The 15,490-nt window shown below is 74.8% G+C and carries 18 protein-coding genes; 10 read left to right on the top strand and 8 right to left on the bottom strand.

What is annotated here, in order from left to right; all coding sequences use genetic code 11:
* Nucleotides 1–261 precede the first annotated feature (261 nt).
* Nucleotides 262–456, top strand: a complete 195-nt coding sequence (locus tag ACWCOM_RS09830; protein ID WP_454548564.1) for a hypothetical protein — start codon at nucleotides 262–264, stop codon at nucleotides 454–456.
* A 52-nt stretch (nucleotides 457–508) separates the two neighbouring features.
* Here ACWCOM_RS09830 and ACWCOM_RS09835 read toward each other — a convergent pair whose 3' ends face one another.
* Nucleotides 509–1,627, bottom strand: a complete 1,119-nt coding sequence (locus ACWCOM_RS09835) for a copper resistance D family protein (protein WP_454548565.1) — start codon at nucleotides 1,625–1,627, stop codon at nucleotides 509–511.
* A gap of 140 nt (nucleotides 1,628–1,767) precedes the next feature.
* Here ACWCOM_RS09835 and ACWCOM_RS09840 point away from each other — a divergent pair, with 140 nt between their 5' ends.
* The 4 genes from ACWCOM_RS09840 to ACWCOM_RS09855 all read left to right on the top strand — a co-directional run bounded on the left by ACWCOM_RS09840 (nucleotide 1,768) and on the right by ACWCOM_RS09855 (nucleotide 5,761).
* Nucleotides 1,768–2,397: a hypothetical protein gene (locus ACWCOM_RS09840; protein ID WP_454548566.1), complete on the top strand. Its 630-nt coding sequence runs from the start codon at nucleotides 1,768–1,770 to the stop codon at nucleotides 2,395–2,397.
* A gap of 97 nt (nucleotides 2,398–2,494) precedes the next feature.
* Complete coding sequence (locus ACWCOM_RS09845; protein WP_454548567.1) at nucleotides 2,495–3,223, top strand: YcnI family copper-binding membrane protein; 729 nt, start codon at nucleotides 2,495–2,497, stop codon at nucleotides 3,221–3,223.
* 496 nt (nucleotides 3,224–3,719) lie between these two features.
* A complete protein-coding gene (locus ACWCOM_RS09850) occupies nucleotides 3,720–4,487 on the top strand; it encodes an ABC transporter ATP-binding protein (RefSeq protein ID WP_454548568.1) in 768 nt (255 codons plus the stop codon).
* A complete protein-coding gene (locus ACWCOM_RS09855; protein WP_454548569.1) occupies nucleotides 4,484–5,761 on the top strand; it encodes an ABC transporter permease in 1,278 nt (425 codons plus the stop codon). The genes ACWCOM_RS09850 and ACWCOM_RS09855 overlap by 4 nt, the downstream gene beginning before the upstream one ends.
* A 73-nt stretch (nucleotides 5,762–5,834) precedes the next feature.
* Here the strand turns inward: ACWCOM_RS09855 and ACWCOM_RS09860 are convergent, their stop codons facing one another.
* The gene (locus ACWCOM_RS09860) at nucleotides 5,835–7,307 is read right to left on the bottom strand and encodes a selenium-binding protein SBP56-related protein (RefSeq protein ID WP_454548570.1); all 1,473 of its coding nucleotides are present in this window, start codon (nucleotides 7,305–7,307) and stop codon (nucleotides 5,835–5,837) included.
* 199 nt (nucleotides 7,308–7,506) lie between these two features.
* On the opposite strand from ACWCOM_RS09860, the gene ACWCOM_RS09865 reads away from it, so the two are divergent.
* The 3 genes from ACWCOM_RS09865 to ACWCOM_RS09875 all read left to right on the top strand — a co-directional run bounded on the left by ACWCOM_RS09865 (nucleotide 7,507) and on the right by ACWCOM_RS09875 (nucleotide 9,377).
* Nucleotides 7,507–8,538, top strand: coding sequence for a bile acid:sodium symporter (locus ACWCOM_RS09865; protein WP_454548571.1), 1,032 nt, complete (start codon nucleotides 7,507–7,509; stop codon nucleotides 8,536–8,538).
* Between the two features lie 96 nt (nucleotides 8,539–8,634).
* A complete protein-coding gene (locus tag ACWCOM_RS09870; RefSeq protein WP_454548572.1) occupies nucleotides 8,635–9,120 on the top strand; it encodes a pyridoxamine 5'-phosphate oxidase family protein in 486 nt (161 codons plus the stop codon).
* Between the two features lie 74 nt (nucleotides 9,121–9,194).
* Entirely contained in the window at nucleotides 9,195–9,377 is a 183-nt protein-coding gene (locus tag ACWCOM_RS09875) for a PspC domain-containing protein (RefSeq protein ID WP_454548573.1), read from the top strand.
* An 83-nt stretch (nucleotides 9,378–9,460) separates the two neighbouring features.
* Here ACWCOM_RS09875 and ACWCOM_RS09880 read toward each other — a convergent pair whose 3' ends face one another.
* Genes ACWCOM_RS09880 through ACWCOM_RS09890 form a run of 3 tightly spaced genes read right to left on the bottom strand, consistent with a single transcriptional unit; the run spans nucleotide 9,461 to nucleotide 11,415 of the window.
* Entirely contained in the window at nucleotides 9,461–10,057 is a 597-nt protein-coding gene (locus ACWCOM_RS09880; protein ID WP_454548574.1) for a biotin transporter BioY, read from the bottom strand.
* A 30-nt stretch (nucleotides 10,058–10,087) separates the two neighbouring features.
* Entirely contained in the window at nucleotides 10,088–10,717 is a 630-nt protein-coding gene (locus tag ACWCOM_RS09885) for an energy-coupling factor transporter transmembrane component T family protein (RefSeq protein WP_454548575.1), read from the bottom strand.
* Entirely contained in the window at nucleotides 10,714–11,415 is a 702-nt protein-coding gene (locus ACWCOM_RS09890; RefSeq protein ID WP_454548576.1) for an energy-coupling factor ABC transporter ATP-binding protein, read from the bottom strand. The genes ACWCOM_RS09885 and ACWCOM_RS09890 overlap by 4 nt, the downstream gene beginning before the upstream one ends.
* Before the next feature lie 381 nt (nucleotides 11,416–11,796).
* On the opposite strand from ACWCOM_RS09890, the gene ACWCOM_RS09895 reads away from it, so the two are divergent.
* A complete protein-coding gene (locus tag ACWCOM_RS09895) occupies nucleotides 11,797–12,369 on the top strand; it encodes a TetR family transcriptional regulator (protein ID WP_454548577.1) in 573 nt (190 codons plus the stop codon).
* A gap of 65 nt (nucleotides 12,370–12,434) precedes the next feature.
* Here ACWCOM_RS09895 and ACWCOM_RS09900 read toward each other — a convergent pair whose 3' ends face one another.
* On the bottom strand, nucleotides 12,435–12,749 hold the full coding sequence (locus tag ACWCOM_RS09900; protein ID WP_454548578.1) for a CHY zinc finger protein: 315 nt from the start codon (nucleotides 12,747–12,749) through the stop codon (nucleotides 12,435–12,437).
* Between the two features lie 199 nt (nucleotides 12,750–12,948).
* On the opposite strand from ACWCOM_RS09900, the gene ACWCOM_RS09905 reads away from it, so the two are divergent.
* Nucleotides 12,949–13,980: an LCP family protein gene (locus ACWCOM_RS09905; RefSeq protein ID WP_454548579.1), complete on the top strand. Its 1,032-nt coding sequence runs from the start codon at nucleotides 12,949–12,951 to the stop codon at nucleotides 13,978–13,980.
* Between the two features lie 159 nt (nucleotides 13,981–14,139).
* On the opposite strand, the gene ACWCOM_RS09910 is transcribed toward ACWCOM_RS09905, so the two are convergent.
* Complete coding sequence (locus ACWCOM_RS09910; protein ID WP_454548580.1) at nucleotides 14,140–15,237, bottom strand: NAD(P)/FAD-dependent oxidoreductase; 1,098 nt, start codon at nucleotides 15,235–15,237, stop codon at nucleotides 14,140–14,142.
* A 39-nt stretch (nucleotides 15,238–15,276) separates the two neighbouring features.
* Complete coding sequence (locus ACWCOM_RS09915) at nucleotides 15,277–15,483, bottom strand: hypothetical protein (protein WP_454548581.1); 207 nt, start codon at nucleotides 15,481–15,483, stop codon at nucleotides 15,277–15,279.
* Nucleotides 15,484–15,490: the final 7 nt, after the last annotated feature.

Below are 15,490 nucleotides of genomic sequence, written 5' to 3' on the forward strand. Positions count from 1 at the left end.
GAGCGCGTCGTCGGGACCGCCCCCGGCCGCCGAGCTCCGCGCGCCCCGCCGCACCCGCAGGTCACGGGGTCCGTCGGCGCCGTGACCTGCGCGTTTCTCTGTGTCCGTCGGTGAACACGCCTTTGCATGCACAGTTGAGCGCCACCGGCCCGGGGTGCTCAGGTGGGGAGGGACAGGGCCCACGCCGGACGGGGACGCCGGCCGGCGGGGCCTGCGGACAGGGCCGGAGCACCCGGGGGAGCGGAGAGGAGCCACCGCACCATGGTCTTCGCCGGGATGCTCCTGCTGACCGCGGCCCTGCTGCTCGTCGTCCTCCTCGCCCGGCCCACCGAGATGGACACGGTCCGCTTCCAGCGGCTCACCGCCATGGCGGTGCTGGGCCTGGTCATGGTCGCCGCGGCGATGTTCACGGCCGGTCTCCTCGTGACCGGTGGCGCGATCCTCGGGCTCCTCTGAGCCCGTCTCCGGGGCCCTTGTCGTCGCCGGCAGACCGCGGCGGCGCGGGCCGTCAGGGGCTCAGGGAGGTGAGCACCCCGGTGAGCACCAGGACGAACAGCAGCAGAGCCCCTTCGGTGTGCAGCGCGGAGCGCAGATCGTCCCGGGCCGCCGGGTCGGAGCGGGCGCGCACCCGGGGGAGGAGCACGTAGCGGTTCCAGGCGGCGACGCCGACCACGCCGGCGACGACGAGGACCTTGAACAGCAGCAGCCGGCCGTAGCCGGTGGACACCAGGGCCTCGGCGCCGCCCAGGATCCGCCACCCCAGGAGCGCACCGGCCACCGTGAGGACCAGCACGGACCCGGCGGCCACGGTGGAGAACCGCACGAGGGTCGCCGCGGCCCGGGGGACCGGGAGGTCCCGGGCCCGCCCCAGCACGGTGAGCAGCCCCAGGACCCCTCCGATCCAGACGACGCCGGCGGTCACGTGCACCGCATCGGCGGCGACCACCAGCCAGTTCGGCCCGACGGTGCGGCTGTGCCCCACGACCACCAGCGAGGCCACGGCCAGGGCCACCCCGCCCAGCGACAGCCGGCCGGCCGGCGCGGTCCGGTCGCCCGCGGCCCGGGGGAGGGCGCCCACGGCCACGACCGTGCCGGCGACGGTCATGGCCGCGGCCACCGCGGCGTCGGAGCCGAGCGCGGCGCGCCACAGGACCGGGTCCGACAGCGCGGTCGGGGCGGCGCCGCTCTGCCACATCGCGGTGGCCGGGACGGAGGCCACGGCCCCGGCCACCGCCGCGGCGGCGCCCAGCCCAGCCAGGGCGCGGACCCGCCGCCGGCTGCCCGGCGCCGTGCCGGGCGGGGCGGCGAGCAGCAGGAGTTCGAAGACGGCCAGGCCGGCCGCGGCTAAGATCCCCAGGTAGACCAGCGTCTGGGCGGCGTGGTGGGCCACCAGCACCCCGTGGGCGGCCGCCGGGGTGACGTGCCCCGTGGCCGGCGGCGCCTCGAGGACCTGGGCGTGGGCCGGTCCGGTGGACAGCAGTCCCGTGTGCGCCGCGGCGGCCGGTGCGGCCAGGAGCATCAGCAGCACCGTGGTCAGGGCGACGAGGGCCGCCGGGAGCGCCCGGGGGGCCGTCCGCGCCCCGCCGCGAGGACCCGGTGTGGCCCGGATCGGCCTGGTCGACTGCATGGGTCGAACCCTAGCCGTACGGGAGAGCGCGAGACCGCCGCACCGGTTTCCCGCCGCGGCGTCACCCCCGGTAGGTTTCCGGAACAGGGGCCCAGGCGGTGTGCCGGCCCGGGGCAGGGGGCAGCAGTGGAGGACAGCCGATGAGCCGGCGCGCGACAGCGTGCTGGGCCCGGGCGCTGCTGGTCACCGCCGTCGTCGTCTCCCTGGCCGCCGCCGGGCACCTGGCGGCCGGCGGCGACCTTCCCCCGGCCCTGCCGATGCTGGGGCTGGGCGCGGGCCTCCTGGGGCCCGTGGCCTGGACGGCCCGGTGGCCCCTGCGCCTGCCCCGCGTGCTCGCGCTCCTGGGGGTCACCCAGATCGGGCTGCACGAGGTCTTCACCGCCTGGTCGATCCCCGCGGGCTGCCCGGCCGGCGGCCACGGCCACCACACGCCCCCCGCAGCCGGTCCGTCGTGCCTGGCCACCGGTGCCTCCGGGGCGGCGGGTCCCCACGGCCTGGACGGGGCGGGCACGGCCATGCTGGCCGCTCACGTGGCGGCCGTGCTGCTCACCGCCGTGGTGATCTCCACGGCGGAGGACGCCCTGTGGTGGGCGCTCGCCTGGCTGCGGCCCCTGGTCGCCGTCCCGCGCCGGCCCCGCCTGGCCCGGGAGTCCCGGCAGCGGGTCCTGCCCCCGGTGCGGCGCCCCACCGTGCGGTGGCGAGGCCTGCGGCGGGACCGGGTGCGCGGGCCGCCCGTGCCGTGGGCGCCGAGGAGAACCTGCCGGGGATGATCCCCGGCGGGGTGCTCCCGGGCGCCCGCCCGCGGTTCACCCCACGACTCCTCCCGCGCCGCCGTGTCCCGGCGGCGCGAACGAAAGGCCCATCCTCATGACGAACACCCCTGCCCCGCGCCTGCTCACGAGCACGTCCGTCCTGGCCGTCGCCGCCGGACTGACCGCGCTGGGACTGTCCCCCGCCGCCGCCCACGTCTCGGCCACCTCCACCTCCACCGCCGCGGAGGGCTACGCCCAGGTCACCTTCTCCGTGCCCAACGAGTCCGACACCGCCTCCACGAACGAGCTGGAGCTCACCCTGCCCCAGGACACCCCGTTCGCCTCGGTGCGGGTCAAGCCCGTGGAGGGCTGGAGCGCCGAGGTCACCGAGGAGCAGCTGCCGGAACCGGTCCAGATCGGGGAGGGCGCCATCTCCGAGGCGGCCGCCACCATCACCTGGACGGCGGACGAGAAGCACGCGATCGGCCCGGGTGAGTTCCAGACGTTCACCATCTCGGTCGGTCCGCTCCCCGCGGAGGGGACCACCCTGGTGCTGCCGGTGACCCAGTCCTACACCGACGGCCGCTCCGTGGCCTGGGACCAGCCCGCGGCCGAGGGAGAGGCCGAGCCCGAGCACCCGGCCCCGTCCCTGGTCACCACCGCCGCGGAGGCCGACGGCCACGGCCACGGCACCGGGGGCACCGCCGCGGCCGAGGAGTCCTCCGCCGAGTCCTCCACCGCAGGGTCCGCCGGCACGGGACCGGCCTGGGCCGGACTGGTCGCCGGAGTGCTGGGGCTGCTCGCCGGGGTCGTCGCCCTGGTGCGCACCCGCCGCCGCGGCTGACCCGCGGCCGGTCACCGCTGCCGGCCGACCCCCGTGCGGCGCGCTCCCGCGCCCCGCACGGGGTCGGCCCCGGTCGGGTGCGGCGCGGCCGCACGGTGCCCCCGGCAGGCGCCGGCCCCCGGGACGCGGTGCCGTGCCCGCGTCCCGGGGACGGGGGACCCCGGCGGCTGCCGCGGAGCCGTGCGCGGGGTGGACCGGGCGTGCCGTCGCGCGGCGCCCGTTCCCGGGACGGCGGGGTGCGCGGTGCCGGGCGGCCCGGCGAGGCGGCCTGCGCCGCGCGGGACCGGCCCGCCTGCGGCCCCTCGGGGCGCAGCCGGGGGGAAGGCGCCGGGCCGGCGCGGCGCACCTCCCTTGTGGGGACATCCGCGCGTTTCCCCACATCATGTGCCTTCGCACATGATGAAGTGGGTGTGCGACGCCGTCCTGCACCGGTCGCCCCCGGTCCCGTCCCGGGGCGGCCACGGGTGGTTGCGCGGACATGGAGAGGACGGCCCGGATGATTCCTGCGGTGCTGCAGACCGAGGACCTGGTGAAGACCTACGGGCACGGTGCCAACGCCTTCACGGCTCTCCGCTCGGTGAGCCTGGCGATCGAGGCCGGGGAGTCCGTGGCGATCGTGGGCAAGTCCGGGTCGGGCAAGTCCACCCTGATGCACCTGCTGGCCCTGCTGGACGCACCGACCTCCGGGTCGGTGGCGGTGGCCGGCCAGGACGCCGGGTCGCTGACGGGCCGGGAGCTCAACGCACTGCGCAACACGATGTTCGGGTTCGTGTTCCAGCAGTTCTTCCTGACCCCCGGGCAGACGGTGCTCGAGAACGTGGTGCTGCCCCTGAAGATCGCCGGGGTGCCCCGGGGGCAGCGCCGGGCCCGCGGCCTGGCCGTGCTGGAGCGCCTGGAGATGGCGGAGAAGGCCGGGGCCCGGGCCACCGACCTCTCCGGGGGCCAGAAGCAGCGGGTGGCGATCGCCCGGGCGCTGGTCAACGACCCGTCGGTGATCTTCGCCGACGAGCCGACGGGCAATCTCGACTCGGCCACCGGCGCGGTGGTCCAGGACATCCTCTTCGAGCTCAACCGGGAGCGGGGCATCACGGCGGTGGTCGTCACCCACGACGCGGAGCTGGCCGCACGCTGCGACCGCCAGGTGCACCTGCGCGACGGGCGGATCGTGGACGCCCCGGCCCCCGCACCGGCGGACCCGTTCGACGCGGTGGTCCCCGCCGGCCGGGGCGAGGTCGCCCTCGGGGTCTCCGGAGGCGCCCGGTGACGTGGACCGACATGGTCGGCTCGGCCGTGGCCAGCACCTTCCGGGGCCGGATCCGCACGGTGCTGACCGTGGTGGCGGTGTTCATCGGCGCGCTGACCCTGACGCTGACCTCCGGCATGGGCACCGGGGTGAACCGCTACATCGACGAGACCGTGGCCGCCTTCGGCGACACGGACGCCCTGTACGTGCAGAAGTCCCAGCCGCTGCTGGAGCTCTCCACCGGCACCGGCCCACGGGCCTACGACCCGGAGGACGCCCGGGTCGCCACCGGCTTCGGGGTCTCCTTCGCAGGCCTCTCCGAGGACGACGTCACCACCGTGGAGGACACCCCCGGCGTCACCGAGGTGCACCCGGTGTACAACGTGGTCCCCACCTATCTGCGCGCCGACGGGGCGAAGTTCCAGCTCGCCCTCGGCATCCCGGCCGACGGCGAGGGCCTGCAGATGGTCGCCGGGGCCACGGCCGCGGACGGCGCCGACGAGCTCGCGATCCCCGACAGCTGGGTCGCCGACCTGGGCTTCGCCTCGGCGGAGGACGCGGTCGGGGAGGTCCTCGAGGTGGTCATGACGAACATGGCCGGGACGGAGCGGGCGTTCGAGGCGCGCGTGTCGGGGGTGACCCAGGCCAGCCTGGCCGGGGTGGCGATGAACCCGCTGCCCTCGACCTCCTTCAACGAACGTCTCTACGACTACCAGGTCGGCGGAGGGCCCGAGGAGGTGGCGGCCACCTACATCATGGCGCGGGCCGTCATGGACGACCCCGGGCAGGCCTCCGCGGTGCAGGAGCGGCTGACGGAGGCCGGGATGGTCGCCTCCACGGTCGAGGACCAGCTGGGGATGTTCCGCACCGTGATCGACGCCGTGATCTGGATCCTCAACACCTGCGCGGTGATCGCCCTGCTGGCGGCGAGCCTGGGCATCGTCAACACGCTGCTGATGTCCGTGCAGGAGCGCACCCGCGAGATCGGGCTGATGAAGGCCCTGGGCACCAGCGGGGCGAAGGTCTTCGGGCTGTTCTCCCTGGAAGCGGTGTTCATCGGCCTCCTCGGCGCGGTCCTCGGCGTGAGCACCGGCGTGCTGGCCGGGTCCTGGGTGGCCCGGTGGCTGGCCGAGGGGTTCCTGGCGGGGCTGCCGGGGCTGTCCCTGTTCGTCTTCCGGGCCCCGGAGATCGCGCTGATCGCCGTGGCCGTGCTCGCGATCGCCTTCGCGGCCGGCACGATCCCGGCCGTGCGGGCCGCGGGCAAGGATCCCATCACCGCCCTGCGCCACGAATGACCGCCCCCGCCGCCTGACCCGCACCGTCCCGGGGCCCGGCGTGCGGGTCAGGCATGCGGGTCAGGCGCGCGGGTCAGGTGCGGTAGCAGTAGGAGTCGGAGGAGGCGTCCCCGCCCTGCAGCCGGATCTGGTGGACGCGCAGGCCGCGGAAGTCGTCCTGGCCGAGGAAGAAGTCCCTGTCGATGGACAGCCCGCCGGTGTCGGTGTCGGCGTCGATCTTGGCCATCCACGCCCCGACCCCGTGGGGGTAGAGCTGGTCGTCCCAGGCCCCGTAGAGGGAGTTCGTCACGTAGACCCGGGTGCCGTCGCGGCTGGTCTCCACCATCTGCGGGCCGCCGCCGAGCCACGTGTCCGGGGCGGAGGGGTGGGCCGCGCGGTCCCCGATCCCGCCCAGGCGCACGGACCCCGTCTCCCGCGGGTGGGCCGGGTCGGAGACGTCGTACTGCTTCAGCTCCCCGGTGCCCCAGCAGGAGACGTAGAGCCAGCGGTCGTCCACGGACAGCGAGATGTCGGTGACCAGCGGGGGCACCGCGCCGAACGGGCGCAGGAACTCCGGCAGCCGCTCCGCCTCGAGCGGCTCGGCCGGGATGGAGATGACCTTCTCCGCGGCCCACTCCCCGGTCTCGGTGCGGTGCCAGTGGAAGATCGAGGCCGAGAGGTCCTCGGTGGAGATCACCGCGTCCACCAGCCCCCAGGTCGCCTCCGGGTCGTGGGCCGGGCGCAGCTCCAGGGCCATCTGGTGCTCGGGTCCCAGCTCCACCCGCTGGAGGTGCCTGCCGGCGGCGAGGTCCCAGAAGTGCAGGGCGTGGCCGTACTCCTGGTTGAGGAGCTGCTCGCCGACGATGCCGTTCTCCACCATGGCCGGGGTGCCCCACTCGCTGGTGACGAGGGTGTTGTGCATGAGGTGCCACCACGCGTCGTAGGACAGGTGCTGGGGGCCGCGGTCGGTCTCCCACTTGCCGACCACGTCGAAGGTGTTGTGGTCGAGCACCGCGATCCCACCGGGCCCACCGTCGCCTTCGGCGGTGCCTAGGCAGGAGAGGTACACCCCGTCGGGGCCGCAGTGCAGGGTGTGCGGGCGGGAGTAGCCGGCCTTCTCGGCCAGCTCCTCGGCGGTGATGGTCTTGACCACCCGCGGGTTCCGGGGGTCGGGGTGGGTGTCGGCGATGTGCACGTTGGAGGACCGCAGCCCGGGCAGCAGCAGGTACCGGCGGGCCAGGCCGGTCATGTCGTGGCCCTCGTGCAGAAAGGCGCTGCTGCAGGCGTTCCAGCCGAAGTGGTGCAGCTCGTCCCCGGTGCCGGGCATGTCCTCCCAGCCGACCACGGTGCCGTAGGACGGCGATCCCGGGTCGACGTCGACGACGGTCAGGGCGTCGGGGCGCTGCGCGGTGCGGTCGAAGGCGACCACGTAGGCCAGCGTCTCCCGCGGAGCCGCGATGGCCTGGGCGGGGGAGCGGTAGAACGTGGGGTCGGTGGCCGAGGACGTGGCGTCGGTGCCGGCACCGCCGCCGGGCCCGGTGGAGTGGTGGTGGCCGGAGGAGTGCATCGGAGCTCCCATGCTGGGGACGGGCGGGTGGATGCCGGGTGCTCCGTCCCGGGCCTCCCGAGGCGGGGCGACCGGCACGGCACCAGTGTCCCACCGCGCCGGCGAGGAGACCAGGTCTTCCCTCGTCCGGCCGGGCCTCGGCCCCGGCGGTCGCCGTCGGCCGCCGCCACCCCCGCCCGCGGACACCTAGGCTGGGCGGGTGAGCAGCACAGCAGCCGCCCCGTGGGCCGAGCGCCACCAGGTGGCCGTTTACCTGGGGGCCATCGCCGCCGCCGTCCTCGTCGGCTGGCTGGTGCCCGGCGCGTCCGCACTCGCCCCGGCCGTCACCCCGGTGCTGGGGCTGCTGCTCTTCGCCACGTTCCTGGCCGTCCCGTTCGCCGCGATCGGACGGGCCCTCACCGACCTGCGCTTCCTGGCGGCCGTGCTGGTGGTGAACTTCGCCGTGGTGCCGGTCGTGGTGCTCCTGCTCTCCCGGGCGGTCGCCGACCACGAGGCCGTGCTGATCGGGGTGCTGCTGGTCCTGCTGGCCCCGTGCGTGGACTACGTCATCGTCTTCACCGGTCTCGCCGGCGGCGCCGCCGACCGGCTGCTGGCCGCCGCCCCGCTGCTGATGCTGGGGCAGATGCTCCTGCTGCCCGCCTGGCTGCTGGTCCTCGCCGGCCCCGAGGCGGTCGCCCTCGTGGAGCTGGGGCCCTTCGTGGAGGCGTTCGTGCTGCTCATCGTCCTGCCCCTCGCCGCGGCCGCGGTGCTGCAGCGGGCGGCGCCGCGCTCCGCCGCGGCACACCGGGTCGGAGCGGCCACGGCCGCGGCGATGGTGCCGCTGATGGCGCTGACCCTCTTCACGGTGATCGCCTCGCAGGTGCGCGGGGTGGGGGAGCAGCTGGCCGACCTCGTGACCGTGGTTCCCCTCTACGTCGGCTTCCTCGTGGCCATGGTCCCGCTCGGGGTCCTGGCCGCCCGGATCGCGGGCCTGGACGTGGCGGCCTCCCGGGCCCTGGTGTTCGGTGGGGCCACCCGCAACTCCCTCGTGGTGCTCCCGCTGGCCCTGGCGCTGCCGGAGCGGCTGGCGCTGGTGCCGTTCGTCGTCGTGACCCAGACGCTGGTGGAGCTGGTGGGGATGGTGGTCCTCGTCCGGCTGGTCCCCCGCCTGGTGCCGGCCCGCGGCCCGCGACCCCGCACGGGCGCCACCCCGTCCGGCCGGCGGGTGCCCGGGGCCTCGTCCGAGAACTGACGACCGCCGCGGCCCCCTCGTGCGATCCGGCCGGGGTTCGTAGACTGGGCCTTCGCGCCGCGGAACCGCGGTGGCCGACGAGAGAAGGGCATCCCCATGACCGATCAGGACGACGGCGCCGCCAAGGTGCGCGAGCTCATCAGGAAGACCCGCATCGCCATGCTCACCCACGCCGACGAGCACGGCAACCTCATCTCCAAGCCGATGGCCACGCAGGACGTGGACTTCGACGGCACCGTGTACTTCATCGCCGAGCGCACCTCCGACCAGGTGCAGGACCTCCAGCAGCGGCCCTCCGTCAACGTCGCCTACGCCGGGGAGGGCGCCTGGGTCTCGCTCACCGGGTCCGCGCTGGTGGTCAACGACGTGGACAAGCTCAAGGAGCTGTGGGACAGCTTCACCGGCTCGTGGCTGGAGGGCGGGCCGGAGAACCCGGACAACATCCTGATCGAGGTCACCGGCCGCTCGGCCGAGTACTGGGACACCCCCGGCGGGAGCAAGGTCACCCAGGTGGCCAACCTGGTCAAGGCCAAGCTCACCGGGGACACCGTCAAGGGCGACAAGGGCGTCGTCGACCTCTGACGCCTCCGCCGCCCGGGCCGGAGCGGACGGCTCCGGCCCGGGCGTGTCCGGCGCCCCGCGCGTAGAATCCGGGCATGGTTGCCACCCTGTTCCGTCCCCGCCGCGGCAGGCTCCTCGCCGGCGTCTGCGCGGCGCTGGCGCACCGCTTCGGTCTCCCGAAGCTGCTCGTGCGCCTCGGCTTCGTCGTCTTCGGCCTCGTGGGCGTGGGCGAGCTGGTCTACATCGCGCTGTGGATCATCATTCCCCGGGAGCCCTGAGCCTGTCCGCGCACCGCGTCCGCGTGCCGTGACGCCGGCGCGGCGCGCTCCCGGGCCACGGCAGGCGCACCGCGTCCGCGCGCTCACCGCGCCCTGGCCGGCACGCCGCCGAGCAGGCGGCGGTAGCTCCGGTGGACGTTGAGGGCCACGGCGGTGGCCACGACCGTCTTGAGCAGGTCGCCGGGAACGAACACGAGCGAGCCCAGCAGGGACGTGGACAGCGGCAGCCCGGCGACCACGGCCGTCCACGGCACGCCGAGGGCGTAGACGACGCCGATGCCGCCCACGACCGTGCTGAGCAGGACGGCGGCGAACCGGGCCGCGGGACGGGTCCGCCGCAGCGCCCAGTGCTGCACCAGGAAGCCGATGACCAGGGCGGCCGGGATCCAGCCGAGCAGGTAGCCGCCGGTCGGCCCCAGGAACACCCCGAGCCCGCCCCGGCCGCCGGCCAGCAGCGGCAGCCCGGCGAGCACGAGAACCTCCAGCACGACCACGGAGAGCATGCCCCGGACCGGGCCGAGCAGCGCGCCGGCGAGCATCACGCCGAGGGTCTGCAGGGTGATGGGCACCGGGACGACGCCCACGGTGATCGGCGGCACCAGGCCCAGGGCGGCGATCAGGGCGGCGAACACCGCCACGAGGACGGTGTGCTGGGTGGTCTGCGGGTTTCCGGCGGCCATGGGGATCCTTCGGGTGGGCGGGATAAGAGCTCAGTCGGACAGGGGGGCCGCGGGGCGCGGGCCCGGCGGGGCGGAGTCGTAGCACCGGGCGTCGATCGCGGCGGCGACCTCCTGGGCGGACTCCAGGGTGCGCACCAGCAGGGGCACCAGCACGGCGACCGGGCGGTGGTGCAGGCCGCGGGCGAACTGGGCCTCGCGGATCGCGAGGTACTGGGTGCGGATCTCGGGGATGAACCGGATCGTCATGGACAGCGCCAGGCCGATCTGGGCGGGGTTCAGGCCCAGGTGCCGGGCGGGGCGCAGCAGGGTCTGGAACAGGGCCAGCATCGCGCTGAACGCGGTGCTGAGGGTGACGGCGTAGGCGAGGAGGCAGAGGCTGAGCAGCCGCAGGGCGGAGACCGCGGCGGCCTCCCAGCCGGCGGTCAGCACCAGGGTCACGGCGACGACCCCCACGACGAGGAACAGCCCCGCCAGCATCCGGGCCAGTTGCGGCAGCGGCGTGCGGGTCAGCAGCACCGCCGCGACCGCGGCGACGAAGAAGCCGGTCTGCGCCGGGAGGCCGGGTACCGCGTACAGGGCGATGCTGGCCAGGAAGAGCAGCGCGAACTTGAGTCCGGCCGGCACCGCGGCCAGCGGCCCGGCGGGGCGGGCGCCGGTCACGAGTCGCTGATCCGGCAGTAGAACTCGAGCGCCCGGCCGGGGTCGCCGTCGAAGGCGATGCGGCCCTCGTGGACGACGAGGGCGCGGTCGTAGGCCTCGACCATGTCCAGGTCGTGGGTCACCACGATCGCCCGCTGCTCCAGGGAGTCGATGGTGGCCTGGAGCCGGCGGCGGTTGCGCCGGTCGAGCATGGTGGTGGGCTCGTCGAAGACGACCGTGGAGGGCTCCATCACCAGCACCGCGGCCAGGGCGACCATCTGCTTCTCCCCGCCGGAGAGGGTGTAGGACTCCCGGTCGCGCAGGTGGGCGATGTCCAGGCGCCGCAGCACCGCGTCCACCCGGTCGGTGAGCTCGGCCCCGCGCAACCCGAGGTTCTGCACGCCGAAGGCGATGTCCTCGGCCACCAGCGGCATCACGATCTGGTTCTCCGGGTGCTGGAACACGAACCCCACCCGGCGCCGGATCCGCTTGGCGTCCTTCGCGGTGGTCAGCCCGCCCACCTGCACCGTGCCGCGGGTGGGCAGCACCAGCGCGTTGAGCAGGCGCACGAGGGTGGACTTGCCCGAGCCGTTGAGCCCGATCACGGCGATGCGGTGCTCGTCCAGGGCCAGGTCGACGTCCCGCAGGACGTCCCGGCCCTCCCGCGTGACGGTGACGCCCGTCAGCCGGATGCCCGGGTGCCGGGACGCCGGAGACATCACGGGCACCTCACCACGGGAGGGATCCCGCATCGCACGCTCGACCGACATCTTGCGGGTCCTCTTTCCCTGGTGGTCCTCGGCAGGGCATCGTGCCGAGGTGCATTCTTCCGCTGCGTCCGGCAGCACGGACGGACGGTGCGTGACCACAGGCCCCACAGGGGCCTGCCGCCGCATCTCGTTCCTCCACCGCACGCTGCACCACCGGGAGCCCGTGCTCTTCTCGGGCCCGAACGCTGGTTGAACACTGTTCAAGTATTGAACGGTGTTCAATGCCTGGTCAATCCGAGTCCCCGCCGACGTCGGCCGGACGGCCGGACGGCCGGCCGGCACGCCGCGCCGTAGACTGGCCCGGTTCATCCCGTTCCTCGAGGAGGCCCGGTGTCTCTCACCCGCACCGCCGTGGTGGACGCGGCATGGGCGTTGCTGCGCACCTACGGGCTGGGTGATCTCACGATGCGCCGGCTCGCCCGCGAGATGGGCGTGCAGCCGGGCGCGCTCTACTGGCACGTGACCGACAAGCAGACGCTGCTGCTGGCTCTCGCCGAGCGGATGCTCGAGCCGGTCCGGAACAAGGACTCCCCCACCGAGCTCGTGACCGCCCTGCGGCTGGCGATCCTGGAGATCCGCGACGGGGCCGATGTCGTCGCGGTGGCTCACGCCCTGGGCGCGGAGACCCTACCGCCGACCACGGAGCTCGTGTCCCTGCTGCGCGTCCTCGGTCTGCCCGACGACACAGCCCGCGGTGGGGCGCTCACCCTGATCCGGTACACCCTCGGGTCCGTCGCCGCCCAACAGACCCGGACCTCGCTCGCCGGCCGTTCCAGCGCAGAACAGGACGCCACGGACGCACAGGACTTCGAGAGGGGGCTGGAGACGATCCTGCGGGGACTGGGGGCCGGCCACGGGTCGACAGGCGACGCCGGGACCGCCGCACGGACTCGTGACCGCTGAGCCGGCTCGTCCGCCGCTGTCCGGCCACGGGCGAGGTCGTGCGTCGACCCCTCCGGCACGGTGGGTCAGTCCTCGAAGTACAGGGAGGCGTGCAGACGGCATCCCGGGTTGAAGGGCGCGCTACAGCGCGGGCAGCCGTCCGTGCCCCGGTACTCGGGCACGGTCAGCTCGTGCCCGCAGACCCCGCAGAGGACGGCCGCGGCGTCGCGCTCAGCGGCCGGCCACGGCACCGCCGCGTGCCCCGCGCTCTCCGCGTGGCAGAGGTGGCAGGGGTAGTACTCCTGGCAGCACCAGAACCGGATCGCGACCACGTCGAGGGCCGTGCGGTAGTGCGTGCACCTCGTCTGGTCGTCGACCGTGCTCCCCAGGACTCTCGGCATGGCCACTCCTCCCCGATCCGGGTCGCGTTCGTCCGTGCCGGCCGGTGCGGACGCCGAGGTCATTATCCCCGCCCCCGTCCGGCATGGCCGTCCCGGTGCGTCCAGCCCGTGCCCAGAGGACCGGCCTACAGTTCGGGGCTGACATCCGGAGACCGCGTGGTGCGCGTTGACGGAATGCCCGAGACGACGCAGGAGCCGTATGCCGACCTATTCCCGTTCCCCGCTCATCGCCCTCGCACCGCAGCACAGACGGCGACTGGTCGTGGCGCTCGCCGCCGTGCTCGTCCTGCTGGTGGCGGCCACGGTCTCGGCCACGGCCGTGCGCTTCGCCCGGCTGGCCGGGAACATCGACACGGTGGACCTGGTGCGGGAGGACGTGGCCGCGACCGGCGGGGGAGGGCTCAACCTCCTCGTCGTCGGCTCGGACGCCCGGCACGACGACCCGCTGATGGGGGACCGTGCGGACTCCATGGTCCTGGTCCACCTCAGCGAGGACCGTTCCCGGATCGACGCGGTGCAGATCCCGCGCGACACCGTGCTGGACCTGCCCGCCTGCACCGAGGACCTCGACAACGCGTTCTCCGGCTACTACGGCATGATCAACGGTGCGCTGGGCGCTGGTCCGGGGTGCCTCATGTCGGCGGTGGAGGCGCTGAGCGGGGTGCGGCTCGACCATTTCCTCGAGCTGCGCTTCGAGGGCTTCGCCCGCATCGTCGACGCGCTGGACGGCCTGCCCGTGGACCTGCCCGAGGCCATGTTCGACCCGAAGGCGGAGCTGGACCTGCCGGCCGGTGAGCAGGTGCTCGACGGGCAGCAGGCCCTGGCGTGGGCGCGGACGCGGGACAGCTTCCCGGACGGCAGCGACATCGGGCGCATGGGCAACCAGCAGACGGTGATGTACACGATCGTGGACCGGGTCAAGGAGCGGAGGCTGCTCACGCATCCGGGCCGGGCGTACTCCTTCGCGGACGCCGTGACGTCCTCGGTGCGCGCCGACGCCGACCTCGCCGAGCTCCGGACCCTCGCCCGGCTCGGGACCGGCCTGGCGCGCGTTCCGCGGGAGAGCATCAGCATCGCGACGATGCCGTGGGAGCCGGACTACTTCGACCCCAACCGCGTCGTGCCCTCGGCCGCGGCGGAGGAGGTCTTCGTCGCCCTGGCCCGCGACGAACCGGCTCCGAGTCCCGCCGATCCGCCCCCGGTGATCGGAGCGTACGGCACGGTCTCGTGAGTTCGGCGGTGCCCGGCGGAACCGGGCCCTGCCCATGGCCGGCTGCGGCGGGCGGGGGCGTCGCCGACGGGGCGGTGCTCGGCGACCGGGTTGCGCCGCAGCCGCCGCCGGACGGTGTCGCCACGGCAGGTCGCTGACCGGAAGGGAGCCGGCCCGGGCTCAATCGGCGGAACGGCCCAGTTGCCGCGCGTGGTGCAGATCCCCGGGAACCGTCCCGCTCAGAGCGGTCTCGGCCAGGGCCTCGCCGAGGGCGGGCGCCTGCTTGAACAGGTTGTGCCCGGCCAGGGCGGTGAGCCCGTCCTCGGACCACACGCCCACGCCGTCGTCGCCCCAGGGCAGGCGGGTGACCCAGCAGTGCACGTGGTCCACCGGGGACGGGTCGAGTCCCGGCAGGGCCCGCCGCACGTAGCCGACCGTGCGCTCGGCGAACGCCGCGAGCTGCCCGGGGTCGGCCAGGCCGCCGTCCGCGCGGGCGTCCGTGTCGGCGCTGAGGCCCACGGAGTAGTGCCGCCCGTCCGGGTAGGGCGCGGCGTAGACCCCGGTCTCCCCGAACGCGCCGCTGCCGTCCTGGAACGTGGGCAGCCCGGCCGCTCCCGGCGGGTCCGCGACGGCGAAGGTCAGGCGGACGTGGGCGCCCAGAGCGACCGGCAGCCGGAGACCGGCCCCGTGCGCCAGCGGGGCGGTGCCCCGGCCCGCGCACAGGACCACGTGGTCGTGCTCCTCGCACGTGGTGCCGGTGCGCACCTCCACCCGGCCGGAGCCGGTGCGCCGCACCGAGAGCACGTGCTCGCGCAGGATCGACGTCCGCAGCCGGTCCGTGAGGGCGCCGACGGCCGCCAGGGTGCGGATCGCCCCGCCTCCCGCGTCGAGCATCGCCGGCCCATCCCACGCGGCCAGCAGCGGCACCCGCTCGCGCAGCTCCGCGGGCTCGAGCGGCCGGACCGGGATGTCCGGGAAGGCCGCCAGGGTGCGCAGCTTCCGCGCCACGCCCTCCCCGATGGCCACGGCCCCGTCCGGGGAGACCAGCTCCACCCCGAACTCCTGCTCCCACGACCGCCACAGGGCTCTGCTGCGGGCGACCAGCGCCACCAGCCGGGGGTCGTCGTGGGCGTGCCGGAAGATCCGGGACTGCCCGGCGGACTGGCCGCCGCCGGGTGGACCGGACTCGTAGAGGGTCACCTCGGCCCCGCGGGCACGCAGCGCGTGGGCGGCGGCGAGGCCGACGATGCCGGCGCCCACCACGGCCACCCGGCTCATCGGGGTCCTCCGGGGGCGCTGAGGTGCCGCCGCGTGGACTCAGCCGTCCTGCGCGGGATCGGTGCTCTCCCCGAGGATCTCGTCGAGCGCCTCGCGCACGGCCTGCCGGGTGGCCAGGCGCACGCTCGCGGCGCCCTGCTTGTCCGCGGTGTCCGCGTCGGCGATGTTCTGGCGCTCCTCGCGCTCCTGCTCCAGGGTGTGGTCGCGGGTGGAGCGGATGCGGTCCATGATCTCGTTGGCTTCCATGGCCCCA

This window comes from Kocuria sp. KH4 (assembly GCF_053711175.1).

Bases quoted from the DNA above. Each gene is read 5' to 3' on its own strand.
- ACWCOM_RS09830 (WP_454548564.1), top strand. From the start codon at position 262: ATGGTCTTCGCCGGGATGCTCCTGCTGACCGCGGCCCTGCTGCTCGTC.
- ACWCOM_RS09915 (WP_454548581.1), bottom strand. From the start codon at position 15,483: ATGGAAGCCAACGAGATCATGGACCGCATCCGCTCCACCCGCGACCAC.
- ACWCOM_RS09905 (WP_454548579.1), top strand. From the start codon at position 12,949: ATGCCGACCTATTCCCGTTCCCCGCTCATCGCCCTCGCACCGCAGCAC.
- ACWCOM_RS09850 (WP_454548568.1), top strand. From the start codon at position 3,720: ATGATTCCTGCGGTGCTGCAGACCGAGGACCTGGTGAAGACCTACGGG.
- ACWCOM_RS09835 (WP_454548565.1), bottom strand. From the start codon at position 1,627: ATGCAGTCGACCAGGCCGATCCGGGCCACACCGGGTCCTCGCGGCGGG.
- ACWCOM_RS09870 (WP_454548572.1), top strand. From the start codon at position 8,635: ATGACCGATCAGGACGACGGCGCCGCCAAGGTGCGCGAGCTCATCAGG.
- ACWCOM_RS09845 (WP_454548567.1), top strand. From the start codon at position 2,495: ATGACGAACACCCCTGCCCCGCGCCTGCTCACGAGCACGTCCGTCCTG.
- ACWCOM_RS09880 (WP_454548574.1), bottom strand. From the start codon at position 10,057: ATGGCCGCCGGAAACCCGCAGACCACCCAGCACACCGTCCTCGTGGCG.
- ACWCOM_RS09890 (WP_454548576.1), bottom strand. From the start codon at position 11,415: ATGTCTCCGGCGTCCCGGCACCCGGGCATCCGGCTGACGGGCGTCACC.
- ACWCOM_RS09860 (WP_454548570.1), bottom strand. From the start codon at position 7,307: ATGCACTCCTCCGGCCACCACCACTCCACCGGGCCCGGCGGCGGTGCC.
- ACWCOM_RS09875 (WP_454548573.1), top strand. From the start codon at position 9,195: ATGGTTGCCACCCTGTTCCGTCCCCGCCGCGGCAGGCTCCTCGCCGGC.
- ACWCOM_RS09910 (WP_454548580.1), bottom strand. From the start codon at position 15,237: ATGAGCCGGGTGGCCGTGGTGGGCGCCGGCATCGTCGGCCTCGCCGCC.
- ACWCOM_RS09840 (WP_454548566.1), top strand. From the start codon at position 1,768: ATGAGCCGGCGCGCGACAGCGTGCTGGGCCCGGGCGCTGCTGGTCACC.
- ACWCOM_RS09900 (WP_454548578.1), bottom strand. From the start codon at position 12,749: ATGCCGAGAGTCCTGGGGAGCACGGTCGACGACCAGACGAGGTGCACG.